22 protein-coding genes are annotated in these 26015 nt (G+C 74.1%); 10 read left to right on the top strand and 12 right to left on the bottom strand.

Annotation, left to right across the window (positions count from 1 at the left end; translation table 11 throughout):
* The 3 genes from JOF41_RS37945 to JOF41_RS27290 form a co-directional block, all read right to left on the bottom strand.
* Nucleotides 1–1440, bottom strand: a complete 1440-nt coding sequence (locus JOF41_RS37945) for a serine/threonine-protein kinase (RefSeq protein ID WP_268248743.1) — start codon at nt 1438–1440, stop codon at nt 1–3.
* A 22-nt stretch (nt 1441–1462) separates the two neighbouring features.
* Nucleotides 1463–1873: an SsgA family sporulation/cell division regulator gene (locus JOF41_RS27295; RefSeq protein ID WP_189224215.1), complete on the bottom strand. Its 411-nt coding sequence runs from the start codon at nt 1871–1873 to the stop codon at nt 1463–1465.
* Nucleotides 1874–2052: 179 nt separating this feature from the next.
* Entirely contained in the window at nt 2053–2949 is an 897-nt protein-coding gene (locus JOF41_RS27290) for a DMT family transporter (RefSeq protein ID WP_209624486.1), read from the bottom strand.
* A 109-nt stretch (nt 2950–3058) separates the two neighbouring features.
* Between JOF41_RS27290 and JOF41_RS27285 the strand changes: the two genes are divergently transcribed.
* Nucleotides 3059–3949: a LysR family transcriptional regulator gene (locus JOF41_RS27285; RefSeq protein WP_189224216.1), complete on the top strand. Its 891-nt coding sequence runs from the start codon at nt 3059–3061 to the stop codon at nt 3947–3949.
* On the opposite strand, the gene JOF41_RS27280 is transcribed toward JOF41_RS27285, so the two are convergent.
* The 6 genes from JOF41_RS27280 to JOF41_RS27255 all read right to left on the bottom strand — a co-directional run bounded on the left by JOF41_RS27280 (nt 3950) and on the right by JOF41_RS27255 (nt 10553).
* Nucleotides 3950–5578, bottom strand: a complete 1629-nt coding sequence (locus JOF41_RS27280) for a serine/threonine-protein kinase (RefSeq protein ID WP_189224217.1) — start codon at nt 5576–5578, stop codon at nt 3950–3952. It lies immediately after the preceding gene.
* A gap of 110 nt (nt 5579–5688) precedes the next feature.
* Complete coding sequence (locus JOF41_RS27275; protein ID WP_209622971.1) at nt 5689–7044, bottom strand: serine/threonine-protein kinase; 1356 nt, start codon at nt 7042–7044, stop codon at nt 5689–5691.
* Nucleotides 7045–7327: 283 nt separating this feature from the next.
* On the bottom strand, nt 7328–8215 hold the full coding sequence (locus tag JOF41_RS27270) for a hypothetical protein (protein ID WP_209622969.1): 888 nt from the start codon (nt 8213–8215) through the stop codon (nt 7328–7330).
* Between the two features lie 165 nt (nt 8216–8380).
* The gene (locus tag JOF41_RS27265; RefSeq protein ID WP_209622967.1) at nt 8381–9151 is read right to left on the bottom strand and encodes a hypothetical protein; all 771 of its coding nucleotides are present in this window, start codon (nt 9149–9151) and stop codon (nt 8381–8383) included.
* Nucleotides 9152–9346: 195 nt separating this feature from the next.
* Complete coding sequence (locus JOF41_RS27260; RefSeq protein ID WP_209622965.1) at nt 9347–10036, bottom strand: hypothetical protein; 690 nt, start codon at nt 10034–10036, stop codon at nt 9347–9349.
* 199 nt (nt 10037–10235) lie between these two features.
* Nucleotides 10236–10553, bottom strand: coding sequence for a hypothetical protein (locus JOF41_RS27255; protein WP_189224222.1), 318 nt, complete (start codon nt 10551–10553; stop codon nt 10236–10238).
* Between the two features lie 64 nt (nt 10554–10617).
* Between JOF41_RS27255 and JOF41_RS27250 the strand changes: the two genes are divergently transcribed.
* On the top strand, nt 10618–11700 hold the full coding sequence (locus tag JOF41_RS27250; protein WP_229795821.1) for an arginase family protein: 1083 nt from the start codon (nt 10618–10620) through the stop codon (nt 11698–11700).
* Nucleotides 11701–11726: 26 nt separating this feature from the next.
* Here the strand turns inward: JOF41_RS27250 and JOF41_RS27245 are convergent, their stop codons facing one another.
* A complete protein-coding gene (locus tag JOF41_RS27245) occupies nt 11727–12053 on the bottom strand; it encodes a chorismate mutase (protein ID WP_209622962.1) in 327 nt (108 codons plus the stop codon).
* A gap of 216 nt (nt 12054–12269) precedes the next feature.
* Between JOF41_RS27245 and pcrA the strand changes: the two genes are divergently transcribed.
* Nucleotides 12270–14582: a DNA helicase PcrA gene (pcrA, locus tag JOF41_RS27240; RefSeq protein ID WP_189224224.1), complete on the top strand. Its 2313-nt coding sequence runs from the start codon at nt 12270–12272 to the stop codon at nt 14580–14582.
* Between the two features lie 447 nt (nt 14583–15029).
* On the opposite strand, the gene JOF41_RS27235 is transcribed toward pcrA, so the two are convergent.
* Together JOF41_RS27235 and JOF41_RS27230 are read right to left on the bottom strand one after the other, a co-directional pair.
* Nucleotides 15030–15782: a M23 family metallopeptidase gene (locus tag JOF41_RS27235; protein ID WP_229795824.1), complete on the bottom strand. Its 753-nt coding sequence runs from the start codon at nt 15780–15782 to the stop codon at nt 15030–15032.
* 226 nt (nt 15783–16008) lie between these two features.
* Nucleotides 16009–17025, bottom strand: a complete 1017-nt coding sequence (locus JOF41_RS27230; RefSeq protein ID WP_229795827.1) for an alpha/beta fold hydrolase — start codon at nt 17023–17025, stop codon at nt 16009–16011.
* A gap of 243 nt (nt 17026–17268) precedes the next feature.
* Between JOF41_RS27230 and JOF41_RS27225 the strand changes: the two genes are divergently transcribed.
* From JOF41_RS27225 to purH, 7 genes are all read left to right on the top strand, one after another.
* The gene (locus tag JOF41_RS27225; RefSeq protein ID WP_209622960.1) at nt 17269–18903 is read left to right on the top strand and encodes a hypothetical protein; all 1635 of its coding nucleotides are present in this window, start codon (nt 17269–17271) and stop codon (nt 18901–18903) included.
* Between the two features lie 246 nt (nt 18904–19149).
* A complete protein-coding gene (sucC, locus tag JOF41_RS27220; RefSeq protein ID WP_189224227.1) occupies nt 19150–20319 on the top strand; it encodes an ADP-forming succinate--CoA ligase subunit beta in 1170 nt (389 codons plus the stop codon).
* A gap of 2 nt (nt 20320–20321) precedes the next feature.
* Nucleotides 20322–21212: a succinate--CoA ligase subunit alpha gene (sucD, locus tag JOF41_RS27215; RefSeq protein ID WP_189224228.1), complete on the top strand. Its 891-nt coding sequence runs from the start codon at nt 20322–20324 to the stop codon at nt 21210–21212.
* Between the two features lie 178 nt (nt 21213–21390).
* The gene (locus tag JOF41_RS27210; RefSeq protein ID WP_189224229.1) at nt 21391–22080 is read left to right on the top strand and encodes a DUF5336 domain-containing protein; all 690 of its coding nucleotides are present in this window, start codon (nt 21391–21393) and stop codon (nt 22078–22080) included.
* A gap of 109 nt (nt 22081–22189) precedes the next feature.
* Nucleotides 22190–23605 (top strand): cell division protein PerM, encoded by a 1416-nt coding sequence (locus JOF41_RS27205; RefSeq protein ID WP_209622958.1) that lies wholly within the window; start codon nt 22190–22192, stop codon nt 23603–23605.
* Between the two features lie 57 nt (nt 23606–23662).
* Nucleotides 23663–24298: a phosphoribosylglycinamide formyltransferase gene (purN, locus tag JOF41_RS27200; protein WP_189224317.1), complete on the top strand. Its 636-nt coding sequence runs from the start codon at nt 23663–23665 to the stop codon at nt 24296–24298.
* Nucleotides 24295–25872, top strand: coding sequence for a bifunctional phosphoribosylaminoimidazolecarboxamide formyltransferase/IMP cyclohydrolase (gene purH / locus JOF41_RS27195; RefSeq protein WP_209622956.1), 1578 nt, complete (start codon nt 24295–24297; stop codon nt 25870–25872). Before purN ends, purH begins: the two co-directional genes overlap by 4 nt.
* The last annotated feature ends 143 nt before the right edge of the window (nt 25873–26015 follow it).

Here is a 26015-nt window from a genome sequence, read left to right as displayed (position 1 = left end):
TCAGACGCGCGTGGAGCTGGTGATCAGCAGGCCGCCCGCCGGGTTGTCGCGCAGGGTGAGCCGGTAGCGCTCCACGGTCTTGCCGCCGCCCTGCGCGAAGATCAGGTCCACCAGCGCGACGTACTGCCCGCCGTGGTGGCCGACCTCCACCGCGTCGGGCTGGACCAGGTCGTACTGCTTCCAGAACGCCACGTACTCGTCGAAGCTGGGCCGCATCCGCTCGTCCAGGTGACGCCAGGCGGCCTCCGGGTCGGTGTCGATCTCCAGGTAGTGGTTGGTGACGAACTCGGCGACCTGGTCGGTGGTGTGCGCGCTGCCGGGCGGGGCCGACGGGTAGCCGGAGGACGACCCCGTCGCCGGGGTCGTCAGCGGGGCAGGCTCGGTGAGCTCCGGGCCGTCCGGCCGGACCAGCGAGAAGGCGGTGACCGCGGCGGCGGCGACCACCAGGATCGCGGTGGCCACGGCGGGGGCCAGCCAGCCGCGCCGGGACCGGGGGCGGGCGGCCTCGGCGGGGAGCGGCTCGGCGGATGCCCCGGCGGACACCTCGGCAGGTGCCTCGGCGGAGGGCTCGGGCGCCGTCTCGGGAGGGGCCTCGGGAGTGGTCGAGTCGACCGCGGGGACCGTTCCGGGAGCCGTTTCGGGAGGCAGGTCGGCCAGCAGCCGCACGACGTGCTCGGCGGTGGGGCGCGCGGCGGGGTCGACGGCGAGCAGCTCGCCGAGCGGGCCGGTCAGCGCGCCGGAGCGGACGGGCGGCTGGATCCGCCCGCTGGCCGCCCTGAACAGCAGGCCGAAGCTGTTCTCGCTGGACCCGAACGGCGGCTGCCCCTCGGTCGCCGCGTACAGCGTCGCGCCGAGGGAGAACACGTCGGAGGCCGCCGAGGGGTCCTCCCCGCGCGCCACTTCCGGGGCCAGGTAGGCGGGCGTGCCCGCGATCATGCCGCTGCCGGTGAGGGTGCCGTCGTCGAGCGCGCGGGAGATGCCGAAGTCGGTGAGCTTCACGGTCCCGTCGTGGCCGATCAGGACGTTGGACGGCTTGACGTCCCGGTGCACCAGGCCCGCCGCGTGGGCCGCCGCCAGCGCCGCCGCCACGCGTCCGCCGATCCGCGCGGCCTCGTGCGGGGGCAGGGGGCCGTGGTCGGCCACGACCTGCGCCAGGCTCCGCGCGGCCAGGTGTTCCATGACCAGCCAGTGCTGGTCGTCCTCGACGACCACGTCGAACACGGTGATCGCGTCGGGGTGGTGCAGCCGGGCGGCGTTGCGCGCCTCGCGCATCGCCCGCGCCCTGGCCAGCCGCGCCCGCTCCGGGTCCAGGTCGGGCAGCCGGAGCTGCTTGACGGCCACCTCGCGGCCCAGCAGCGCGTCCCGCGCACGCCAGACCACGCCCATCGCGCCGCTGCCGATGCGCTCCACGAGCTGGTATCGACCGCCGACCGTGCGCACGGTGCGAGGGTAGGCGACCCGATCAGTTGGTGGACACCAGCTTGGCCAGTTCGCGGTCGAAGTCGATCCACAGGTCCTCCTCGCCGGGCTGGACCACGTCGTAGGTCAGGTCCAGGAACTCGGCGACGTGCTCGGCCACGGCCGACAGGATCGCGAACCCGGTCGGCGCGTTGAGCTCCAGCAGGACCCGCTCCGGGTCGTCGGCGGCCGGGCGGACCAGGATGTCGCCCTGGCCGGACGGGGTCAGCAGCCCGTCCGCCAGCAGGTCGCGGGCGAAGATCCACTCCACCTTGCCCTGCCCGGTGTGGAACAGGACGGCGACCGCGTACGGGTCCTCCGGCTCGTAGTGCAGCTCGGCTTCCACGGGCGCTGGAGCGACGCCTGGGGCCAGCAGGTGGAACGTCGTCGCGGTGGTGATGCTCTCGGTGCTCATCTCTAAGACCTTCCCGATTCGGCGGTTCTCATGTGAGCAGACGTCCGAGAAGCCCGATCGGGACGTGGATTGGGAGAAGACCACGCGTTCGGGGGAGACGTGGATCCCATCTCCACCCGTTTGCCCAGGTGAGCTGTCTCAACTGGGCGGAACCGCCTATCACCCTCCGTTACTGAAGGTCACTTGAGGGTAGTGGCAGGCTCTCGCTCAGGGGTGGTCGGGACGAGCGCGGTCGCGGGTTGGCGTCGGGTCAGCGCGACACCCACGAGGACCACGACCATGCCCAGCGCCACCCGCGCGGTCAGCGCCTCGTCCAGGAAAGCGGCGCCCAGCAGCACCGAGACGACCGGCAGCAGGTAGCCCACCGTCGTCGCGTTGGTCGGCCCCTCGTCCTCGATCAGGCGATAGTTGAGGATGAAAGCCACGCCGGTGCCGAACACGCCCAGGATCGCCACCGCCAGCAGCGGCGGCCAGCCCAGGTGCACCGGCTGGAGCCCGCCGACCGGCACCACCAGGGCGGTCAACCCGGTGGCGGTCACCAGCTGCGCCGAGGACAGCTGGAACGGCGACAGCCCGCGCCCGGACAGCTTGCGGCCGATGTAGGTGTAGCTGACCGCGTAGGACGCCGCCGCGGCCAGGCACGCGGCCGCGCCCCAGCTGACCAGCCCGGCCTGCTCCCAGGGCGCGAAGATCAGCAGGGTGCCCGCGAAGCCGAGCACCAGGCCCGCCAGCCGGGCGGGGTTGCGCTGCCGCTCGGTGCCCAGCGCCAGGCCGATGAGCAGCGCCCACAGCGGCGTGGTGGCGTTGAGCACCCCGGCCACGCCCGAGTCCACGGTCTGCTCGCCCACCGCGAACAGCACGAACGGGATCACGTTGCCGAACACCGCGGCCACCGCCAGGTGCCCCCAGGCGGCCGGGTCGCGCGGCAGCCGCTGACCCCGCCCGTAGGCCAGGGCCACCAGCACGGCGGCGCCGAGGACGGTGCGGACCGTGGCGATCTGGACCGGTGAGAGGCCGGTGAGCGCGATCTTGATCCACAGGAAGCTGGAGCCCCAGAGCAGGGCGAGGAAACCCATTCTGATCAGCGTGCCTGGCTTGTTCACGAAGACCACCTTGCGCCGCTCGAAGCGACAGCACAAGTGAATAGAACTGCACGACGTTTAAGCAGAACTGTAAGATCGGGGCATGTTGGACGTGCGACGGATGCAGGTGCTCCGAGCCGTGGTCACCACCGGCTCCATCACGGCCGCGGCCACCAACCTCGGCTACACCCCCTCCGCCATCAGCCAGCAGGTGGCCTCGCTGGAGAAGCAGGCGGGCCTGCCGCTGCTGGAGCGGGTGGGCCGGGGCGTGCGACCCACCCTCGCGGGCAGGCTGCTCACCGAGCACGCCGCGCACATCACCGAGCGGCTGGCCGAGGCCGAGGCGGCGCTGGCCGACCTGCGCGCGGGCCGCACCGGCCGGCTGCGGGTGCGCTACTTCGCCACCGCGGGCGCGGCGCTGGTGCCGCCCGCCGTGGCCGCCTTCCGCGCCCGGCACCCCGACGTGCGGCTGGACCTCAAGCTGACCGAGCCCGACGACCCGGTGGTCGAGGTCGAGGCGGGCCGCGCGGACGTCGCCGTCGTGGTGGTCCACGACGCCGAGCTCGCCCGCGGCGTGCACCTGGTGCACCTGCTCGACGACCCGTACCTGGCGGTCCTGCCGCGCGGCCACGAGCTGGCCCGCAAGCGGGTGCTGGACCTGGCCGACCTGGCCGACGAGCCCTGGGTGGACGCGGCGGTCCCGCCCGGCCCGTGCCAGGCCATCGTGCTTGACGCCTGCGCCGCCGCGGGCTTCTCGCCCGGCTACGTGGTCCAGGCCGACGACTACCCGACCGCGCAGGGCTTCGTGGCCGCCGGGCTGGGCGTGGCCATCGTGCCCAAGCTCGGCCTCGGGGTGGTCAACCCCGGTGTGGTGGTGCGGCGGCTGCGCCACCCCGAACCCGTCCGCACGATCTGCGCGGCCGTGCGGGAGGAGGGCATGGGCACGCCCGCCGTGGTGAGCCTGCTGGAGGCGCTCAAGACCGCCGCCGGGTGATCACGGCTTGGCCAGCGGCTGCTCCCGCTGGAGGAGCAGGTGCGGGCCCTGCCACTTCAGCACGATGAGCTTGCGCTCCTGGCTGGTCGCGCCGCTCTTCATGCGGTAGTTGAGGTCGACCACGTAGGCGAAGTCGTCGTTCTGGCTGATGCTGCTGACCTCGACCGACTCCACGCTGCTCCACCAGCCCGCGTAGCTGGAGTACCCGCCGCTGGCGCTCTGCATCTCCGGCAGCAGGCGCTGGAACCCCTCCTGAGGGGCGCCGGGCAGCAGCGCGAAGTAGTCCCGGATGGCCTGTTCCTGCTGCTGCTGGGTCGGGTGCGCGGTGTAGGTGACCGGTGGCTTGACCGGCGTCGAGGAGGTCGTGGAGGGGGCTTGGCCGCCGCCGTCGACCGGCTGCGCGGAGGTGGGGCCGCCCGCGAGGTCGTTGCGGTTCTCGTCGCCGCCGCTGGACAGCACGCTGGCCAGCAGGATGCCCACCACGGCGGCGGCCACGATGGCCAGGGCGGTGACCACGGTCGACCGCTTGCTGCCGACGGCCTGGGCGGCAGCGGCGGCGGGCTTGCGGAACGCGGCGGGGCGGTAGGCCGCGGGTCTGGACGGCGGCGCGGGCGCGGCGGGCCGGGCGGAGGCCGGGGCGGCGGAGGCCGCGCGCGAGTCCACCCGCGTGGCGTTCGGCGGCGCGGGCGCGGCGGCCGGGGGCATCGCGCGGGTGGCGTTGGGCGGCGGGGGCGGCGGCGTGACCGGGGTGCCCTGCCACGACGGCGGGTGCGTCTGCGAGACCTTGATCGGGAACTCCGGCGCGGAGTGGCCCGCGGCCACCGCGGCCAGCGCCTCGCGCGCCTCGGCCATGGTGGGCCGGTCCTCGGGCTCGGCGCGCAGCAGCCGCATCAGCAGCGCGGTCAGCGGGCCCGCCTGCTTGGGCGGGGTGACCTTGCCGGAGGCGACCTGGTGCAGCAGCGCGATGGTGTTCTCGTTCAGGCCGAACGGGGGCATCCCCTCGATCGCCGCGTACAGCGTCGAGCCCAGCGAGAACACGTCCGAGGGCGGGCCTGGGTCGTAGCCCTTGGCCACCTCCGGCGCCAGGTAGGCGGGCGTGCCCGCGAGCATCCCGGTGGCGGTGACGGTGACGTCGCCGGTGGCCCGCGAGATGCCGAAGTCGGTGATCTTGACGGTGCCGTCGTTGCCGAGCAGCACGTTGCCGGGCTTGATGTCCCGGTGCACGATGCCCGCGTTGTGCGCGGCGGCCAGGGCGGAGGCCACCTGCGAGCCGATCGAGGCGACGTCGCGCGGCGGCAGCGTGCCGCGCTCGGAGAGCACGGTGGACAGGCTGCGCGAGGGCAGGTACTCCATCACCAGCCACGGCTGGCCGTCGTCCTCGGCCACGTCGTAGACCGCGATCGCGTGCGGGTGCTGCAGGCGCGCGGCGATGCGGCCCTCCCGCATGGCGCGGCGCTTGGCCTCGTCGGTGTCCGATTCGGCCAACCCCGGCTGCAGCAGCAGCTGCTTCACGGCGACGGTGCGGTGCAGGCGCTCGTCGTGCGCCTGCCAGACGATGCCCATCGCTCCGCTGCCGATCCGTTGGCCGAGTCGGTAACGGCCGGCGATCAGGCGGCCATCGTCGGTCACGGCTGCTCCCAGTGCTGCTCTCGCTTCTTCAGTGGCGAACACCGGAGACATCGCCACTAGGACAAGAATGTTGCGTCACCCGAACGGGTCGGGGTCCACCTTACGAGGTCTCACTGCCCCACGGTCGGCTCGGTCGCCGATGACGGCGGGACGCTGGGCCTCGTCGTCGTGGTGGTCGTGGTCGTCGTGGTGGTGGTCGTCGTTGTTGTCGTGGTCGTCGTGGTGGTCGTCGTGGTCGTGGTGGTGCGCTCGGTCGTCGGCGGCGGCTGCTGCGCCTCCGTCGTCCGCACCGGGGCCTCGCTCGTGGTCACCTGCTGCGACGTGGTCGTCGGCGCGGGCGAGCTGGGCGGGGTGCTGCTCGTCGTCGGCGTGACCTGCCGGTTGCTGTCGAAGACGTCCAGCGCGACCAGCAGCGTGCCGATCAGCAGGATGAGGCCCAGCGCCACGGCGGCGATGGCCAGCGGGCGGGTGTTGCTCCGCGGCGGCGGGGCCACCGGCGGCGCGGTGCCCGTGCCGGTGCGCGGACCGGGCCGCACCACGCGGGTGCGGTCGGCCGACTCCGCGGGCTCCACGACCGTGGTCGCGCCCGCCACCGGCAGCAGGCCCGCCGCGGTCGCGGGCCGCAGGCCGGTCAGGCTGGGGCTGCGCCCGGTCGCCACGGCGTGCAGCATGTCGCGGGTCTGCGCCATGGTCGGCCGGTCGGCGGCGTCGTAGGACAGCATCCGCAGCAGCACGTCGGTCAGCGGGTGCTCGACGGTGGGCGGGTTGATCCGCCCGGCCGCGACCGCGTGCAGCACGCCGAGGGTGTTCTCGCTCAGACCGAACGGCGGCTCGCCCTCGGCCGCGGCGTACAGCGTCGAGCCGAGGGAGAACACGTCCGAGGCGGGCGTGGGGTCCTGGCCGCGGGCGATCTCCGGGGCCAGGTAGGCCGGGGTGCCCGCGATCAGGCCGGTCTTGGTGACCGTCACGTCGTCGCTGGCCCGCGAGATGCCGAAGTCGGTGATCTTGACCAGGCCGTTGTCGGCCAGCAGCACGTTGCCCGGCTTGACGTCGCGGTGCACGATGCCCGCCGCGTGCGCGGCGGCCAGCGCCGCCGCGGCCTGCGCGCCGATCTGCGCGACCTCGACCGGGTCCAGCGGGCCGTGCTCGGCCATGGTGTCGGCCAGGCTGTAGGAGGGCAGGTACTCCATGACCAGGCACGGGGCGCCGTTCTCCTCCACCACGTCGTAGACCGCGATGGCGTTGGGGTGGTGCAGCTTGGCCGCGATGCGGCCCTCCCGCATGGCGCGCTGGATCGCCTCGTCCTGCTCCCTGGCGTCCAGGCTGGGCTGCAGCAGCAGCTGCTTGACCGCCACGATCCGGCCGAGGCGCTCGTCCTGGGCGCGCCAGACCACGCCCATGGCGCCGCTGCCGATCCGGTCCAGGAAGCGGTACCGCTCGGCGATCAGCCGACCGTCAGTGCTCACCCGGACACCTCGCCGGGGCGCTGCGCGACCGCGGCAACGGCAGCTGGTCTCACGCTCGGGGCTCCTCGTCGTGCGGATCGGTGCGGGGCAGGGCTGGGCCACTGGACGGGCCGTTGGCCGGGCCACTGCACGCCCGCAGAGCCTACCCCGGAGGTGACGACGGCTTTCGAACCGTCACGCGGCCGGTCGCCGCGGGTCACCGCTGCCCGCCGAGGACGCCGAGACTCGTCCTTTCGGACGCGCACTGCCTGATCCTGGGCCGTCCGTCCGGCCTGCGCGGCCCTCAGGACGCCGGGGAGAAGAAGTCGAAGCCGCCGATCGGCCGCAGCACGCCGCCCAGGTCGAGCCCGATGCCGATGCCGACGCCGCCCTGCTCGCCCGAGGTGGGCGGGGTGGAGGTGCCGGAGGAGGGCGTGGAAGAAGGCGGGGTGGCGGGCGGGGTGGAGGTCGAGGGGGTGGCGCTCCCGCTGCTCGACGGGGGCGTGGTCGTCCCGGCCGACGGCGGCGTGGTGGCCGGCTGGCCGGTGCTGCTGCTCGGCGGCTGCTCGGTGGTGCTCGGCGGCTGCTGCTCCGTAGTAGTAGTGGTCGTCGTCGTAGTGCGCGGTGCCTGCTGTCCTGCCTGAGGAGCCTTCTGGGCGGTCCGGGACGGGGTCGTCGTCTCGGGCGCCGCCTGAGCCCGCTGTTCCGGCGTCCGCTGCTCCGAGGTCTGCTCGCCCTGGGGGGCCTGCGCCTGCTGGCGGGCGGCCGCGGCGGCGGCCAGGCCGTCGGTCAGCGCGTTGCCGTTGCGCGCGGCCGGGCGGGTGTCGAAGCGGACCTCGGCCAGCGGGCGCTCGTCGGGGGAGGACAGCCACTGCGTCGCGCCGAAGGCGACCGAACCGCACAGCACGACGCCGCCGCTGGCCATCGCGACCAGCTTGGGCACGGACACCCCGCCCGCGACGGCCTCCTCGGCCGGGCGGCCCTCGCGGCGCAGCAGCTCGGTGATGTGCAGCTCGTGGCCGGAGAGGTTGGTGTCGGGGCGCGGGAAGCGGACGGTCTGCTCGTCGGGGACGACCTCGTCGGTGATCCGGGGGATCGGCTGGGTCTCCGCTTCGCGCCGGGCGAGCAGCTCGGCGACGGAGAGCTGAGCCGTGGAGCCATCCCGTCGACGGCGATTGTCCTCGTTCGGCACCGCGGGTCACCTTTCCGGAGAGCGCGTTTGCTGCTGACCGGGATCATGGATACCGAATCGTGACCGAGCGCGTAACCCCTTTGGGGGAACTTTTCCTTTTAATACTACTCACATTGAACGCTGGGTAGCGATCACGGGAACATTTCGCTACGCACCGTGAAAATTTCAGCTGCGCTGGGCGGACAGCACTTCGGAGCCGACGATGCGCGGCGTGGTCGTGTCGGTCAGCCGGAACAGCTGCTCGACCCGCATCCAGCGCCCGTCCGCCTCCTGCACCGACACCACCGCCAGCACCGAGCCGTCCGGTCGCAGCGAGGCCGACTCGACGCGGACCGCGCGGACGCGGCTCCACGCCGCGGCGAAGTCGGCGGTGCTGCCGCCGACCAGCTCCGCCGACAGCAGCCCGGCCGCCGCGGCAGGCTCGGCGGGCAGCAGCTCGTAGAACCGGCGCACCACGTCGACCTGCGGCTTCGGGCCGGTGACCAGGTCGGGCGGGGGCGTGATCCGCGACGGGCCCGCCTGCCCGGTCGGACGCGCCGCCCCGGCCGACCCCGGTGCGTCCGCGCCGGGGCCGCCCAGCTCCGCGCTGAGCAGGTCCGGTCGCAGCGCGGCCGAGCCGTCGATGTCCACCGGCGGCTCGGCGCTGGGCGGCACCGGACCCGCCGCGCGGTGGCCCGCCAGCACGGAGACGATCGCGACCACGGCCAGCAGCGCCAGCGCCCCGCCGACCAGGCCCACCGCCCTGGCGGCCCGGTTGACCCGGTGGGGCGGCGGCTCCGGCGGGTCCTCGCCGAGCAGCTCCGCGAGCAGCGCCTCGGTGGCGGCCCGCTCCCCGGACGGCAGGCGGGGCGGGGTCGGCTGCTTGCGGATCAGCTCGGCCACGCTGACCGACCCTGCGCGGTCACGCCTGCGACCGCTCGTCGTGGGACGCTGCACGGGAGACTCCTCGGTACCGTCGTCGCGTGCACTCGTACCGCGCCTGACCGGCGGTAATCCAGCACCGCGGCGCCGAGTTCACCCCTTCGAGGCGGCAGGCGGTCGCCCGCTGTCACCCGACCGGAGCAAGGTGTACGCGCCGTGCGCGCCGCCTACCGCTGCGCCCGCCACGGGCCGCTGCCGGTGGCGCCGTCCTCAGCGGGTGATCCGCAGCGTGCCCGCCGGGTCGACCGCAGGGTCGACCGCCACATCGGCGACCCGGACCCGCGACACCTCGACGAACCGCTGCCGCAGCAGCGCCCCCGCGCCCGCGCGGAAGTCGTCGGTGGCCAGCGCCAGCGCGGTGTCGGCGTCGGCGACCACCCCGGCGTAGAACCGCTCGGTGCGGGTGGCGATGGCCTTCCCGTCCACCACCGGCGACGCGCCGGACGGCCTGACGGCCGCCACCGGGGTCGGCGCGGCCACGCCGGGCGGTTCGACGGGCGCGCCGCGAACCGGCGCCCCGTCCGACGGACCCGCCGCCTCGGCGCCCGCCGCCGGGGTCTGGTCGTGCCGCCGGTCGCGGAGCTGGTCGGGGAACCGCCCGGCGGCCGGGCCCGCGAGCCCGCCGGTGAGCCTGCCCGCGATCCCCGGCAGGTGGACCGCGGGCGGCGGCGTGCTGGTGGTCAAGACGGGCAGCAGCGGCCCCTCCGGGGGGTAGCCCGGCAGCGCGATCCGCTCGTCCGGGCCGGAGCTGACCAGCTCCGCGGCGGCCACGGCCAGCCCGACCAGCACGGCCGCCGAGGACAGCACCGCGAACCAGGCCGCGCGCCTCCAGGTCTTCGGCGGCGTCACCGACGCGGGCACCAGGCCGATGTTGAACTTGCCGAGGCCCACGGCTGCCAAGTCCGGGTCCTGGTCCACCTCGGGCGGCCCTCCGCACGCGGGCCGGTGCCTGTCAGGTCGTGGTGCTCCCGCCTCGTTGCCCATGCTGCGCAGCCCTCTCCACCCCTACGGTCGGACGCCCGCTCAGATTAGGTCGGACGAGGGGGAACAGCGCCTCGGATCAGCCTTGTGACGCGGAGTGACACACCTCCGTGTGAATTCAGCCCCCGCTGTTCAGCCGCTTGCGGGTGCCCTGCAGCGCGTTGGTGGCGGCCAGCCCGGCGCCGCCCGCGACCAGCGCGCCGATGATGTCGGCCGAGACCGTCTCACCGGAGTTGATCAGCAGGCCGAGCAGCGCCGCGGCCGTGGTCACCCCGGCGACGGTCCAGCGCCCGCGCACGTACTGCGCGATCGGGGCGCCCGCCGCCCGCTTGGCCTTGGCGGCCGACCCGAGCATGGCCAGGTAGCCGTCGTGCGCCAAGGCGGCGAGCACGCCCACGATGGCGATGAGTGCGGTGATCAGGCCGATGACGTCCATGCGACCAGTGTGCCCCGCCCGGAACCCGCTGGACCATCCGTGATCGCCCTGATATCCCGTCCCGGTGGAACTGTTCTGGCACGACGCCTGCCTGGCGCACGACACCGGGACCGGGCTGTGGGAGCTGCCCGGCCGGTGGGAGTGGCTGGACCTGCCGGAGCCGCACCCGGAGAACGCCGCCCGCCTGCGCACCTTCCGGCACGCGCTGCGGCACGGCCCGGTCGCCCCGCACCTGACCTGGTGCGCCGGTCGCCTGGCCACCGACGAGGAGCTGCGGCGCGTGCACACCCCCGCCTACCTGGCCGCCCTGGAGGCCGCCTGCGCGGGCCCGGACCCGGTGGCGCTGGAGGTCAACACCGTCGTCGGCCCCGGCTCCTGGGACGCCGTGCGCGCCGCCGCGGGCACCGCGCTGGCCGCCTGGGAGGCGGTGGCCGACGGCCGCACCCGGCTGGCCTACGCGCTGGTCCGCCCGCCCGGCCACCACGCCCAGCCCGCCGCGGCCGACGGGTACTGCCTGGTCAACAACGCCGCGCTGGTCGCCGAGACGGCCCGGCGCGCGGGCCGCCGGGTGGCCGTCCTGGACTGGGACGTGCACCACGGCAACGGCACCCAGGAGGTCTTCCGCGCCGACCCGGACGTGCTCACCGCGTCGATCCACATGCGGCACGGGCCGTGGGGCGAGAACCACCGGCAGACCGGCGCCCCCGAGGAGGAGGCCGAGGCCAACATCAACGTCGAGCTGTCGCTGGGCGCGGGCGACCGCGCGTACGCGCGCGCGTTGGACGAGGTCGTCGTCCCGGCGCTGCGCGAGTTCGGCGCGGACTTCCTGGTGTGCGCCTCGGGATTCGACGGGTCGGCGTTCGACCCCAACGGCAGGCACAACCTCACCGCGGGCGGCTACCGGGCGATCGGCCGCCGGGTCGCGGCGCTCGACCTGCCCACCGTGCTCACCCAGGAGGGCGGCTACCTGCGCGGGTACGCGGCGCTGTGCCTGCACGCCCTGGTCGAGGGCCTGCTGGGGCTGGAGCTGCTGGAGGACCCGCTGGCCTACGTGCCCGACGACACCCAGCTGGTGGACCGCGACCTGGCGCGGGTGCGGGCCGCGCTGGCCGGGCGGTGGCGCTTCGCCAGGGCGCCCCGGAGCTGAGGGGCGCCCTGGCCGCGGCGCGGCCCCTACCGGCCCAGCGCGCCGCGGCCGAGGCGGAGCAGGATCAGCGCCAGGTCGCGCCCCTCCGGACCGAGGTCCTTGTAGCGGTTGATGACGTCGATCTCCCGGTTGTGCACGATCTTGGGGCCGCCCGCGGCCATCCGGGCGGCGCCGATCAGCTTGGAGACCTCGACGCGGCGCTTCACCAGGCGCAGCAGCTCCGCGTCCAGGTGGTCGATCTCCCGGCGCAGCGCGTCGATGTCCTGGGCGGGGGCGCTGTCCCCGGTGTTGCCCGCGGCGTTCTCGGTGGCGCTCTCGGCGGCGCTCTCCGGGGCGGTGTCGGTGCTGTTCATCGTGACCTCTCGACTCTGCTGGGGGAGTCCCTGGTCCGGAAGCGGCGAAGCCCCGGGTCCGAGGACTCCGGGGCTTCGTGGTGGCTTGATCGCGCTAGCGGGCCACGGGAGCCGGAGTCCGGTTCCCGTAGAAAAAGTCGAATGCGGCCGCGAGCACGACGCCATCATGCCACAAGCGCTCGGGGCGGCGCGGTCAACCGGTAACGTGGAACCACGATGAGCGCCTTGTTCGACTTGCCCGCAAGTCCCCCCTCCCCCCGGTCCGGTCGGCTGCTGGAGGACCTCAACCCGGCCCAGCGCAGGGCGGTCGAGCACGCCGGTTCGCCGCTGCTGGTCGTCGCGGGCGCGGGGTCCGGCAAGACCCGCGTGCTCACCCGCCGCATCGCCTACCTGCTCGCCGAGCGCGGCGCGCACCCCGGCGAGATCATGGCCATCACGTTCACCAACAAGGCCGCCGCGGAGATGAAGGAGCGGGTGGCCGACCTGGTGGGGCCGCGCGCCCGGTCGATGTGGGTCTCCACGTTCCACTCGATGTGCGTGCGGATCATGCGCCGCGAGGCCAAGACCCTGGGCATGTCGTCGAGCTTCTCCATCTACGACTCCGACGACACCCGCAGGCTGATCACGCTGGTGGCCCGCGACCTGGACCTGGACCCCAAGCGCTACCCGGCGCGCACGCTGGCCGTGCAGATCTCGAACCTGAAGAACGAGCTGGTCGACGCCGAGACCGCGCGCGAGCGCGCCACCAACGACCTGGAGCGCCGGGTCGCCGAGGTGTACGCGAGCTACCAGCGCAGGCTGGTCGAGTCCAACTCGCTGGACTTCGACGACCTGATCATGCGCACGGTCGAGCTGCTGCAGGTCTTCCCGGACGTGGCCGAGCACTACCGCCGCCGCTTCCGGCACGTGCTGGTCGACGAGTACCAGGACACCAACCACGCCCAGTACACGCTGGTCCGCGAGCTGGTCGGCACCGGAGCGGGCGGCGTCCCGCCCGCCGAGCTGTGCGTGGTGGGCGACGCCGACCAGTCGATCTACGCCTTCCGGGGCGCGACGATCCGCAACATCGTGGAGTTCGAGCGCGACTACCCGCAGGCGACCACCATCCTGCTGGAGCAGAACTACCGGTCCACGCAGACCATCCTGACCGCCGCCAACGCGGTCATCTCGCGCAACCCGGACCGGCGCGACAAGCGGCTGTGGAGCGACCTGGGCGACGGCGAGAAGATCGTCGGCTACGTCGCCGACAACGAGCACGACGAGGCCGCGTTCGTGGCCGGGGAGATCGACCGGCTGGTCGACAGCGGCGAGGTGGCCAACGGCGAGATCGCCGTGTTCTACCGGACCAACAACCAGTCCCGCGTGTTCGAGGAGATCTTCATCCGGCTGGGCCTGCCCTACCGGGTGGTCGGCGGTGTCCGCTTCTACGAGCGGCGCGAGGTCCGCGACGCGCTGGCCTACCTGCGGGTGCTGGCCAACCCGGAGGACACGGTGTCGCTGCGGCGGGTGCTCAACGTGCCCAAGCGCGGCATCGGCGACCGGGCCGAGGCGTGCGTGTCGACCTACGCCGAGCGCGAGCGGATCAGCTTCGCCCAGGCGCTGCGCGAGGCCGTGCGCGGCAGGGTGCCGCTGCTCAACCCGCGCTCGCAGCGCGCCATCGCCGGGTTCGTCGAGCTGCTGGACGAGCTGGGCGCGATGGTCGAGCGCGGCGACGACGTGGCCGACGTGCTGGAGGCGGTGCTCGACCGCACCGCCTACCGGGCCGAGCTGGAGGCCAGCGACGACCCCCAGGACCACACCCGCGTGGAGAACCTGAACGAGCTGGTCACCGTGGCCCGCGAGTTCGGCGACCTGAGCGCGGCGGTCCCGGTGCCCGACGAGGACGAGGGGCTGCCGCGAGAGGGCTCGCTGGCGGCGTTCCTGGAGCGGGTGTCGCTGGTGGCCGACGCGGACTCGGTGCCGGACGCGGAGTCCGACGGGGTGGTCACGCTGATGACCCTGCACACCGCCAAGGGCCTGGAGTACCCGGTGGTGTTCTGCACCGGGTGGGAGGACGGCGTCTTCCCGCACCTGCGGGCGCTGGGCGACCCGGCGGAGCTGTCGGAGGAGCGCAGGCTGGCCTACGTGGGCATCACGCGGGCCCAGCGGCGGCTGTACCTGTCGCGGGCGCTGGTGCGCTCGGCGTGGGGCCAGCCGTCGGCCAACCCGGCGTCGCGGTTCCTGGACGAGATCCCGGCCGACCTGGTGGAGTGGCGGCGGGTGGAGCCGAGGCGCTCCGCCCCCTCGACGGCCACCACGTGGACCCGCCGCGCCGAGCCGACGCGCCCCGCCCCGTCGGCGAAGGGCTGGCAGGACACCCCGGCGATCAAGCTGGAGGTGGGCGACCGGGTCAGCCACGACAAGTACGGGCTGGGCTCGGTGGTGGCGGTGGACGGCTCAGGGCCGCGCGCCACGGCCACCATCGACTTCGGCTCCTCCGGCACGGTGCGGCTGATGCTGATCGGCGGCGTCCCCCTGGTGAAGCTCTAGCCCCGGACCCGCGCGTCCGGGCAGGCCGGGCGGTGTTCACGGGCACTTTCCGACGACCACGCAACCTCCGCGGCACCCGCGCGTCTGTAGGGGTGTTCCAAGCGGGTTGGCCGGCGTGTTCGGGGCGCGCCGGTCAGGGGGCCGGTTGGGGCGTCGAGGGGGAGGCGGGCACCGCGCGGGGGCGGGGTCCGCGACGAGAGGGGATGACCCCAGGGGGGACCGCGCAGGAGGGTCCACAGGGGTTGGGGCCGGGTCGCATCGCGACCCGGCCCCTTTCGCTGTCCCGGAATTGTCGTACCCCTCTGCTTTGATGGCGATCAAGGGGAACGACGGGGGTGTGCGGTGTGGACGACGTGGTGGCCGGGCTCGGGGGAGGCGGGCCGATCACGTGGTCCGCACGCGCGTGGGGGCCGCACCGGGTCGGTGCGGCCCCCACGCGGGCGCTTGTCAGACGCTGATGCCCTTGGAGTTCAGCCAGGTCAGCGGGTTGATCCGCCTGCTGTCCGCGTCCCAGACCTCGAAGTGCAGGTGCGGGCCGGTGGAGAAGCCGCGGTTGCCCATCCTGGCGATCTGCTGGCCCGCCTGGACCCGCTGGCCCTTGCGGACGGAGTAGGTGTCCATGTGGCCGTACACGGTGACCATGCCGTCGTCGTGCTGGATCTTGACCCACAGGCCGTATCCGCTGGCCTCGCCCGCCTCGATGACGACGCCGTCGGCGGCGGCGTAGAGGGGGGTGCCGATGGGGCCGGCGATGTCGATGCCGTAGTGCATCTCGCCCCAGCGGCCGCCGTAGCCGGAGGTGTACGAGCCCTTGGCGGGCAGCGCGTACTTGGGGCGGCGGGCCTCGGCCTCGGCGGCCTCGCGGGCCTCGCTGATGCGCTGGCTCTTGGCGAGCTTCTGGGCTTCCACGGCCGAGTCCACCGTCTTGGCGACGGGGAGCACCTGGGGCGCGGCGGCGCCGGAGCCGCCGACGCCGAACGCGGCGGCGCCCTCCTTGGCGTTGGCCAGCGGGGTGACCTCGTCGGTGGAGGAGGAAGGGGTGCCCAGCGCCTGCAGCGTCTGCGCGGCGCCCGCCGCGGCGAACGCGCCTACCGCGACGGCGGCGACGACGATGCGGCCGCGCAGGGCCGACGGAGGCGGCGGCAGCCGGTGCGTGGCGACAGCGCGCGTGGACGCGCGGTCGACCGCCTCGTCGAGCACTTCCGAACCTGCCTGGCCGCCGGGGGAGCGGTGTCGGGACAAAACCTGGCCTTCCGTCTTCGGGGAGTCCGGTCGGGGGGACACCGGGCGGGGGATCCCGGTTGAGCCGGTCGGGGTACCGACTCGTTGTCCAGCTCGTGACCAGACCGTGACAACGGACCGGGGGAAGATAACGGGACGGAAGCCCGGAGAGCAATCCCCTGTGCCGATGTCTACCGAATAGCCGTCATACGGATGGCCCAGTGGCGACGGCGTGACCGCCCGTCGATCCCTTAGGGGTAAACCCCGTGGGTACAGGCACGATGGGGTGCGGTTCGACGTCGTCCGGACGGGTGATGGCGGTCACCACTGCGTGCACGGTGCGGCTGTCGACAGGCAGCGAAAGGTGACCCGAATCACGTATCTGGTGCTCCTCGACGTGCAACGCCGGGTGCTCCAACCGGGCGTTGCGCTGCGGGATGATCACCTGGTCCATCTCGCTCCACACCACGACGAACCGCGTGCGGCACGGCCGGGTGCACTCGGCCAGCTCCCGCAGCAGTTCCGACCCCGGCCTGAGCTGCCTGGTCAGCGAGGTGGGGAACAGGTAGGCGGCCAGCGTCCCGCCGTGCGGCGACCCCAGGGTCACCAGCGTCTTCACCCGCGCGTCGCCACGCAGGCGCTGCACGTAGTAGCGGGCGATGAGCCCGCCCAGCGAGTGCCCGACCACGTGCACCCGGTCGGCGCCCGTCTGCTCGCAGACGCGCTCGACGTGCTCGCCCAGCAGCGCGGCCGCGCGCCGGACGTCACCGGTCAACGCGGTGAGCACGCTGTAGTTCACCGCGTGGACCACCCCGAAGCCCCGCCTCCGCAGCGCTCCCGACAGCACCGCGAAGGCGGAGCGGTTGTCCCCGATACCGTGCACCAGCACGATGGGGGTGCCCGCCGCGTCCATGGCCGAAACGACCAGGCCCCGCTGGCGCGGCGGCAGCCGGTCGGTCCGGTAGTGCCGGAGGGGTCCCTCCGGACGCAGTCGCTCCTCCAGCGCTCCCCACGGGTAGAGCACCGAGTGGGCCGCCAGCCACGCCGCCTCGACCGCGACACCGCGCAGCCCACCAGGCGATACGACGGTCCGGAAGATCGACGCGGCTTTGTCCGCCGCCGCCAGCGCGACCTTCGCCCCGAGCCCGGCACGGGCCCGGACCTCGCCCAGGCCGCGCAGCCCGATACCACCCGTACGGGTGAAAGTAGGTGACGGTTCCACGAACAGCGGATACCCGCCGCCAAACCTCGACCCCCGTCGCGGCGCCCCCCGGCGCCACCGCTCCTCCCGCCCCTCGCCAGTCCTGCCGAGCACCGCCAGGCCGGTGCTCCCCCGATGTGGAATTTCCCCGTTCCACCCCGCCCAACGAGCCGTCGCGGCGATCCATTCCCACCGGCGGGGGGACTTTCGGGCAAGGTTTCCGGGGGGATTCCACGGGACCGCCGCTTTGCTAGCGTCGGGCCGATGATCGGAACCGCTGAGCCGGTGTCCCCGGCCACCACCCGGCTCCGCGCGGCCCTCGCCACGAGCGTCGCGGGCGCGCTGCTGACCGCGCTGGGCCCGGTGCTGCGCGTGGTCGACCCGAGCGCCCCGCCCGCCTTCACCGCGTGGCCGCTGCTCGCCCCGCTGGCACTGGCCCCGGTCGCCGCCGCCGCGCTGCTGCTCTCCAGGGGGCGGACCAGCGCCGCCGCGGCGGCACTGGTGGCCATCGGCGCCTTCGCCCCCGGCGCGGCGCTGCGCGACCTCCAGCTCGCGGTGGCCCCGACCGGCGCGGCCCGCCCCGAGCTGTTCCGCCAGACCAGCCTGACCGCCCCCACCCCGACCACCGGCCTGTGGCTGCTGCTCGCGGGCCACGCCCTGATCCTCGTCGCGGCGCTGCTCGCGGCCACCGCGCCGGGCGAGCCGGACGGCGGCGCGGGCCGCGCCCGGTTCGGCCGCACCGCGACCGCGGGCGTGATCGCGGCGGTCGGCCTGCTCATGGCCCCCTTCACGGCCACCGACGCGCTGATCCCGGTGCGGGGCGCGCTGGACTCGCCCGCGCTGGTCATGGCGGGCGGCGCGCTGCTGGCCGCGGCGGCCGCCCTGGTGGGCGTGGTGGCGGCCAGCGCGGCCGACGCCGAGCGGCGGCGCGGCGCGCTGCTGGGCGGGGCCGCGGTCCTGCTGGGCCTGGCGCTGCCCCCGGTCGCGGCCGGGCTGCTGGTGGACGGCCTCGGCCTGGCGGCGGGCCCGTTCCTGGTGCTGGTGGGCGCGGTGGTCTTCGCGTGGCCGGAGACCGAGCGGCCCGACCGCGCGGTGGAGCTGCCCGGCGGGCGCCGCCTGCACCGGGTCGCCGCCGGGCTGGGACTGCTGGCCGCCGCGGCCGCCGCGGCGGGCGCCGCCGCGCCGCAGCTGACCCTGCCCGAGGGGCTGGCCCAGCCCAACGACTACGCCGCCCGCCCGCTGTGGCCCGCCGCCGCGCTGGTCGCCGCGCTGGCCCTGGCCCTGCTCGCGCGCACCGCCGTCCGCCCGGCGTTCGCGGTCGCCCTGGTCGTGCTGCCGATGACCGCGGCGGGCGCGCTGGACGCGGCGTTCGCCGCCACGCGGGTGCAGTCGGTCCAGCCCGGTCCCGGCGTGTGGTTCACCGCGCTGTCGGTCCTGGTCGCCGCGGTCGCCGCGGTCGCCGCCGCGGTGGCGGGCTCGGTCGAGCGCGACGAGGACGGCGCGGCACCACGGGGCCAGGTCCCGCTGCCGCCGCTGGCCGCCACCCTGATCGCCGCGCTGCTGGCCGTGGGCGCGTTCGTCCTGCCCGTGCTGCGCGCGGCCGACTTCGTCGCCATCGGCGCGCTCGACCTGCGGATCGGCTCGTGGGGGCTGCTGCTGGCGCTGGCCACCGTGCTGGCCGCGGCGGCGGTGGCGCCGCGAGCCCGACCGGGGCGCGGCGCGGCCGTGCTGCTGGGCGCGGCGCTGGTGCTGGCCGTGCGCGCCCTGGAGTACCCGCTGACCGCCGCCCGCGCCCAGGACGCCACCCCCGGACCGGGGCTGTGGCTGGCACTGGCGGGCGCGCTGGCGTTCACGGCCGCCTGCGCGCTGAACACGACCCGGCGCACGACCTCACGCTGATCTGAACCGGTGTGGTGATCGACCTCACCACCCGTTATGACCCACCTCACGGGCAGCGGATGCGGCTGGGTCCGGCCCGGTCGATAGTGTCTTGCGCAGCCGCGTCGAGCCGGTCCCCACCACGGCTATGCCGGCGTTCCAGGTGATGCCTGGTACGTGTGGGCACCAGGCTCCAGCCTGGAGCGCCGGACCAGCGAGGACCGCACCCGGACGCGGCGTCCGACACCGACGTCGCAGGAGACCCGAGTGGACCTGTACGAGTACCAGGCGAAGGACCTCTTCGCCGCCCACGACGTCCCGGTACTTCCGGGCGACGTGGCGAGCACCCCCGCCGAGGCCAAGGCCATCGCCGAGCGCTTCGGCCAGACCGTCGTGGTCAAGGCCCAGGTCAAGACGGGTGGCCGGGGCAAGGCGGGTGGCGTCAAGCTCGCCGAGACCCCGGACGAGACCGAGGCCAAGGCCGAGGCCATCCTCGGGCTGGACATCAAGGGCCACGTCGTGCACCGCGTGCTGGTGACGCCCGCGTCCGACATCGCCGAGGAGTACTACTTCTCCTTCCTGCTCGACCGCGCCAACCGGACCTTCCTGGCGATGGCCTCGGTCGAGGGCGGCATGGACATCGAGGAGGTCGCCGCCACCAAGCCCGAGGCGCTGGCCAAGGTCCCGGTGGACGCCGCCAAGGGCGTCGACCTGGCCAAGGCCCAGGAGATCGTGGCCGCGGCCAAGTTCCCCGCCGAGGTCGCCGACCAGGTGGCCGAGGTCATCGTGAAGCTCTGGGACACCTTCGTGTCCGAGGACGCCACGCTGGTCGAGGTCAACCCGCTGGTGCGCGACCCCGAGGGCAAGATCGTCGCCCTGGACGGCAAGGTGACGCTGGACGACAACGCGTCCTTCCGCCACCCCGCGCACGCGGACCTGGTCGACAAGCAGACCGAGGACCCGCTGGAGGCCAAGGCCAAGGCCAAGGACCTCAACTACGTCAAGCTCGACGGCCAGGTCGGCATCATCGGCAACGGCGCCGGTCTGGTCATGTCCACCCTCGACGTGGTGGCCTACGCGGGCGAGAAGCACAAGGGCGTCAAGCCCGCGAACTTCCTCGACATCGGCGGCGGCGCGTCCGCCGAGGTCATGGCCAACGGCCTGGACATCATCCTGGGCGACCCGGACGTGCGCAGCGTGTTCGTCAACGTCTTCGGCGGCATCACCGCCTGCGACGCGGTGGCCAACGGCATCGTCAAGGCCCTGGAGATGCTGGGCGACGAGGCGAGCAAGCCGCTGGTCGTGCGCCTGGACGGCAACAACGTGGAGGAGGGCCGCCGCATCCTGGCCGAGGCCAACCACCCGCTGGTGACCGTGGTGGACACTATGGACAACGCGGCCGACAAGGCCGCCGAGCTCGCGGCTGCGGGGGTCTGACGATGGCGATCTTCATCAACAAGGACAGCAAGGTCATCGTCCAGGGCATGACCGGCGCCGAGGGCACCAAGCACACCAAGCGGATGCTGGCCTCGGGCACCACCATCGTCGGCGGCGTGAACCCGCGCAAGGCGGGCGAGAAGGTCGACTTCGACGGCACCGTGCTGCCGGTGTTCGGCACCGTGGCCGAGGCCATGGAGGCCACCGGCGCGGACGTGACCGTGATCTTCGTGCCGCCCGCGTTCGCCAAGGCCGCGGTGATCGAGGCCATCGACGCGGGCATCGGCCTGGCCGTGGTGATCACCGAGGGCATCCCGGTGCACGACACCGCCGCCTTCTGGGCGCACGCCGTGGCCACCGGCAACAAGACCCGGATCATCGGCCCGAACTGCCCCGGCCTGATCAGCCCCGGCCAGTCCAACGCGGGCATCATCCCGGCCAACATCTCCGGGCCGGGCAAGATCGGCCTGGTGTCCAAGTCGGGCACGCTGACCTACCAGATGATGTACGAGCTGCGCGACTTCGGCTTCTCCACCGCCATCGGCATCGGCGGCGACCCGATCATCGGCACCACCCACATCGACGCCCTCAAGGCCTTCCAGGAGGACCCGGAGACCGAGGCGATCGTGATGATCGGCGAGATCGGCGGCGACGCCGAGGAGCGGGCCGCGGCCTACATCAAGGACAACGTGACCAAGCCCGTCGTGGGCTACGTCGCCGGCTTCACCGCCCCCGAGGGCAAGACCATGGGCCACGCGGGCGCCATCGTCTCCGGCTCGGCGGGCACCGCCCAGGCCAAGAAGGAGGCCCTGGAGGCGGCCGGCGTCAAGGTCGGCAAGACGCCCAGCGAGACCGCCGCGCTCATGCGCGAGATCATGAGCTCGATCGGCTGATCGCAGCCCAGCGCTGACCGCAGGGGCCGTTCCCACCGGGAGCGGCCCCTGTCGTCGTGATCACCCGAAGTGTCCGGGGCCGGGGGGAACCAACCAGGTCCGGTCATCGTCGGAGAGTGCGCATCGGCTAGCGTTCTGCCGTCGCTAGTAGTCCGTCGGTGGAGGAGGAGACCTCACCATGTCCGTGCCGTACGGCGCCCCTCAGCAGCAGCCGGGTCCGGCGCAGCCGGCGGTGGGCCTGAACCTGAACCTGATCCTCCCGCTGGTCGGCGCGGGCTTCGGCGCCATCGCCTACCTGCTCGCGTTCGCCGATGACGCGCGCGGGCTCGGCGGCCTCGAGTTCCTGCTCGCCGCGGCCGTGCTGGCGGGCCTGTCGGTGCTGCCCAAGGCCCCCCGGCTGCTGCCCGCCGCCGCGGTGCTGTCCGTGGTGCCGACGCTGCTGCTCCTGCAGGGCCTGATCGCCAGCGAGCTGGACGTCAAGGGCATGCAGATCGTCATGCTGATCGTGGCGCTGCTGGAGAGCGCGGCGATCGTGCTCGCCCTGCTGATGGACGCGGGCGTGGTGAAGTTCGAGCCCAAGCCCGCCAACCCGTACGGCGGTCAGCCGGGTGGGTGGAACCCGCAGTCCGGTGGCTTCCCGCAGCAGGGGCAGCCCGCCCCGCAGCAGTACGGCCCGCCGTCGGGCCAGTTCGGCCAGCAGCAGCCGCCGCAGCCGCAGGCCCCGCAGCAGGCCCAGGCCCCGCAGCCGACCTCGTACATGCCGCAGCCGGGCCAGTTCGCCCAGCCCACCCAGCAGCCGGGCCAGCAGCAGCCGGGCCAGCAGCCGGGCACGCCGCCCGGTGGGTTCGGCGGTCAGCAGCAGAGCTGAGACCGGGCATGTGAGCCGGGAGAGGGGTGGCACCGCGTCGGTGCCACCCCTCTCCGCGTTTCCGGCGTGCCTCACCCGAACGGCCCATCGCGACTGAGACAGTGAGAAGATGTCGGTGCTGCAACCCACCTCGCACGGCGCCGTGACCGATTCCGTCCGGCCGCCCGAGTTCTCCCGCGCCGAGCACGCGCGGGTGCTCGCCACGACCGCGGCGGGTTCGGTGGTCGTCGGCTACGCCGCGGTCGCCGCGCTGCTGGCCCTGGTCTCCTCCACCGCCGCGCACGCCTCCTTCTCCACCACCGGGGTGCTGGCCGCCGCCGCCCCCGGCTGGCTGGTCGCCCACCACATCCCGGTGCGCTTCGACGGCGGCCAGCTGGGCGTGCTGCCGCTGCTGCCGACCGCGCTGGTGATGCTGCTGGTGTCCCGCGCGGCGGCGGGCGCGGCGGACCGGCTGGGGCTGTTCGAGCCGCTGCAGGCCAGGTCGGTGGTGTTCACCATCTCCGGCGCGCACGCCGTGGTGGGCGGGCTGATCGCGTTCCTGATGGGCGAGGCGGGGCCGGTGCGGGCGACGCCCGCGGTGGCGTTCTTCGGCTGCGCGGCGGTGTCCGGGGTCGCGGCGGTGGCGGGCGTGGCGCAGCGCTGCGGCCTGGTCGAGGTGCTGTTCGACCGGGTCGACCCGGTGGCCCGGCGCGGCTTGCGGGCGGGCGCGCTGGCGCTGTTCGCGCTGGCCGCGGCGGGCGCGCTGCTGCTGGCGGTGGGCCTGGCCACGTCGTGGCCGACCACCAGCGCGCTGTTCGACCAGGGCGGCGGCACGGTGGGCTCCGGCCTGGGGATCTGGCTGCTGTGCCTGGGCTACCTGCCCAACGCGGTGGTCGGCGCGATGTCGCTGACCACCGGCGCCGGGTTCTCCCTCGGTGCGGTGGTGGTCAGCCCGACGGCGTTCAGCGGTGGACCGGTGCCCGCCATCCCGCTGCTGGCCGCGCTGCCCGAGCAGCAGCTGGGCCTGCTGCCCGCGGTGTTCGCGCTGCCCGGCGCGATCGGCGTGCTGGTGGGGCTGGCGCTGCGCACCGCGGCGAAGAGCCCGGCCACGCGGGTGCGGGCGGTGCTGGTGGCGGCGATGACCGCGGGTGTGGGGATGCTGGTGCTGGCCGCGGTCGCGGGCGGCAACCTCGGCAGCGGGGCGTTCACCCCGGTGACCGTCCCGGCGGGGCTGGCCGCGGTGCTCACCCTGGCCTGGATCGGCCTGCCCGGCGCGCTGGTGGCCTGGCTGGCGGGTCCGCGCCCGGCCGCCCCGCCCGCTCCGGTGCAGCCGCCCGTCGTCGTCGCCGCTGAAGCGGACGAGGACGACGAGGACGACGAAGACGACGAGGTGGAGTACGAGGAGGACGCCGAAGAGCTCGAAGAGGTCGCCGAGGAGGAGGAGGACGACTTCGACGAGCCCGACGGCGAGCCCGACAGCGAGCCCGCAGCCCCGGAGGACGATGAGGCGCGGGACGACCCGCCCCTGGCGGACAAGCCCGACTAGGCAACGCCTAGGCTGCTTCCTGAGCTGCTGTGACAGTCCCCAGCAAGGAGAAGCACGCTGAGCGCCGCGACCACACTCCGGCTTCCCGTCCCCGCGAGGGTCGTCGTCCTCGTCTCCGGCTCCGGCACCCTGCTGCAGGCGCTGCTGGACGCCGCGGCCGACCCCGGCTACCCGGTCGAGGTGGTCGCCGTCGGCGCGGACCGCGACGGCATCGAGGGCCTGGCCCGCGCCGAGCGCGCCGGGGTGCCCGGCTTCGCGGTGAAGCTGCGCGACCACGCCGACCGCGCCGCGTGGGACGCCGCGCTGGCCGAGGCGGTCGCCGCCCACGAACCCGACCTGGTGGTCTCCGCCGGGTTCATGAAGATCCTCGGACCGGCCTTCCTGGCCCGCTTCGGCGGCCGGATGGTCAACACCCACCCCGCCCTGCTGCCCGCCTTCCCCGGCGCGCACGGCGTCCGCGACGCGCTGGCCTACGGCGTCAAGGTCACCGGCGCGACCGTGCACCTGGTCGACGGCGGCGTGGACACCGGGCCGATCCTGGCCCAGGAGGCGGTGGTCGTCGGCCCCGAGGACGATGTCGAAAGCCTGCACGAGCGCATCAAGGTGGTGGAGCGGCGGCTGCTGGTCGAGGTGGTCGCGCGCCTGGCCCGCGAGGGCTGCACCGTGGACGGACGAAAGGTGAGCATCCCGTGACCACTCCTGCCGAGAGGCGACCGGTTCGTCGGGCCCTGATCGGGGTGTCCGACAAGTCGGGGCTGCTGGAACTGGCCGCGGGCCTGCACGCGGCCGGAGTCGAGGTCGTGTCCACCGGCGGCACCGCCAAGGCGCTGGCCGACGCGGGCGTGCCGGTGACCTCGGTGGAGCGGGTGACCGGCTTCCCGGAGGCGCTGGACGGCCGGGTCAAGACGCTGCACCCCAACGTGCACGCGGGCCTGCTGGCCGACACGCGGCGGCCCGAGCACGTCGCGCAGCTGGAGTCGCTGGGCATCGCGCCGTTCGACCTGCTGGTGGTCAACCTGTACCCGTTCGCGCGCACGGTCGCCTCCGGCGCGTCGCCCGACGAGTGCGTGGAGCAGATCGACATCGGCGGCCCGGCGATGGTGCGGGCGTCGGCCAAGAACCACGCCAGCGTCGCGGTCGTGGTCGACCCCAGCCGGTACGACTGGGTGCTGGAGCAGGTCAGGGCGGGCGGTTTCACGCTGGCCGACCGGCAGCGCCTGGCCGTGGACGCCTTCCGGCACACCGCGTCCTACGACGTGGCCGTGGCGTCCTGGATGGGCGACGTGCTCACCCCCGACGAGTCGGGCCTGCCCGGCTGGGTCGGGGCGACGTGGCAGCGCAAGCAGGTGCTGCGCTACGGCGAGAACCCGCACCAGCTGGCCGCCCTCTACACCGGCGGCGACGGCCGGGGCGGACTGGCGACCGCGGAGCAGCTGCACGGCAAGGAGATGTCCTACAACAACTACATCGACTCCGACGCGGCGTGGCGGGCCGCCTGGGACCACGAGCTGCCCTGCGTGGCGATCATCAAGCACGCCAACCCGTGCGGCATCGCGGTGTCCTCTTTGGATGGTGCCGCGGCGATCGCCGAGGCGCACCGCAAGGCGCACGCGTGCGACCCGGTGAGCGCGTTCGGCGGGGTGATCGCGGCCAACCGCGAGGTCACCGTGGAGATGGCCGAGCAGGTCGCCGAGGTGTTCACCGAGGTGATCATCGCCCCGTCCTACGCCGACGGCGCGGTGGACGTGCTGATGCGCAAGAAGAACGTGCGCATCCTGGTCGCGCCGGAGCCCGTGCGCGGCGGCGCGGAGATGCGCGCGGTGTCGGGCGGCCTGCTGGTGCAGACCGCGGACACCATCGAGGCCGACGGCGACGACCCGGCCAAGTGGACGCTGGCCTGCGGCACGGCGCTGGACGAGCGGGAGCTGGCCGACCTGGCGTTCGCCTGGCGGGCCTGCCGCGCGGTGAAGTCCAACGCGATCCTGCTGGCGCACGACGGCGCGACCGTCGGCGCGGGCATGGGCCAGGTCAACCGGGTGGACGCGGCCAGGCTCGCGGTGGCGCGGGCCGGTGACCGGGCGCGCGGCGCGGTGGCCGCGTCGGACGCGTTCTTCCCGTTCCCGGACGGGCTGGAAGTGCTGCTGGAGGCCGGTGTGCGGGCGGTCGTGCAGCCGGGCGGCTCGGTGCGCGACGCGGAGGTCATCGCGGCGGCCGAGGCGGCGGGCGCGACGGTGTACCTGACGGGCACGCGGCACTTCGCGCACTGAGGACAGCGGGCGTCGGTGGGGATCGCCTGCGGCGGTCCCCACTTCCGCGTGCGCGTACGGATCACCCGGTCCGGGGCATTGACACCCGGCGGGTGCTCCGCGATACGATCATCACGTCGTTCGAACACGTGTTCGACAAGACA

The sequence above is a fragment of the Saccharothrix coeruleofusca genome (assembly GCF_017876325.1).
GTDB lineage: Bacteria > Actinomycetota > Actinomycetes > Mycobacteriales > Pseudonocardiaceae > Actinosynnema > Actinosynnema coeruleofuscum.
This window is presented reverse-complemented; position numbering and strand designations above follow the sequence as displayed.

Excerpts from the sequence above, each read along its gene's own strand:
- JOF41_RS27295 (WP_189224215.1), bottom strand. The coding sequence starts at position 1,873 with ATGAGCACCGAGAGCATCACCACCGCGACGACGTTCCACCTGCTGGCC.
- JOF41_RS27290 (WP_209624486.1), bottom strand. The coding sequence starts at position 2,949 with ATGGGTTTCCTCGCCCTGCTCTGGGGCTCCAGCTTCCTGTGGATCAAG.
- JOF41_RS27285 (WP_189224216.1), top strand. The coding sequence starts at position 3,059 with ATGTTGGACGTGCGACGGATGCAGGTGCTCCGAGCCGTGGTCACCACC.
- JOF41_RS27255 (WP_189224222.1), bottom strand. The coding sequence starts at position 10,553 with ATGGACGTCATCGGCCTGATCACCGCACTCATCGCCATCGTGGGCGTG.
- JOF41_RS27245 (WP_209622962.1), bottom strand. The coding sequence starts at position 12,053 with ATGAACAGCACCGACACCGCCCCGGAGAGCGCCGCCGAGAGCGCCACC.
- pcrA (WP_189224224.1), top strand. The coding sequence starts at position 12,270 with ATGAGCGCCTTGTTCGACTTGCCCGCAAGTCCCCCCTCCCCCCGGTCC.
- JOF41_RS27225 (WP_209622960.1), top strand. The coding sequence starts at position 17,269 with ATGATCGGAACCGCTGAGCCGGTGTCCCCGGCCACCACCCGGCTCCGC.
- sucD (WP_189224228.1), top strand. The coding sequence starts at position 20,322 with ATGGCGATCTTCATCAACAAGGACAGCAAGGTCATCGTCCAGGGCATG.
- JOF41_RS27210 (WP_189224229.1), top strand. The coding sequence starts at position 21,391 with ATGTCCGTGCCGTACGGCGCCCCTCAGCAGCAGCCGGGTCCGGCGCAG.
- JOF41_RS27205 (WP_209622958.1), top strand. The coding sequence starts at position 22,190 with ATGTCGGTGCTGCAACCCACCTCGCACGGCGCCGTGACCGATTCCGTC.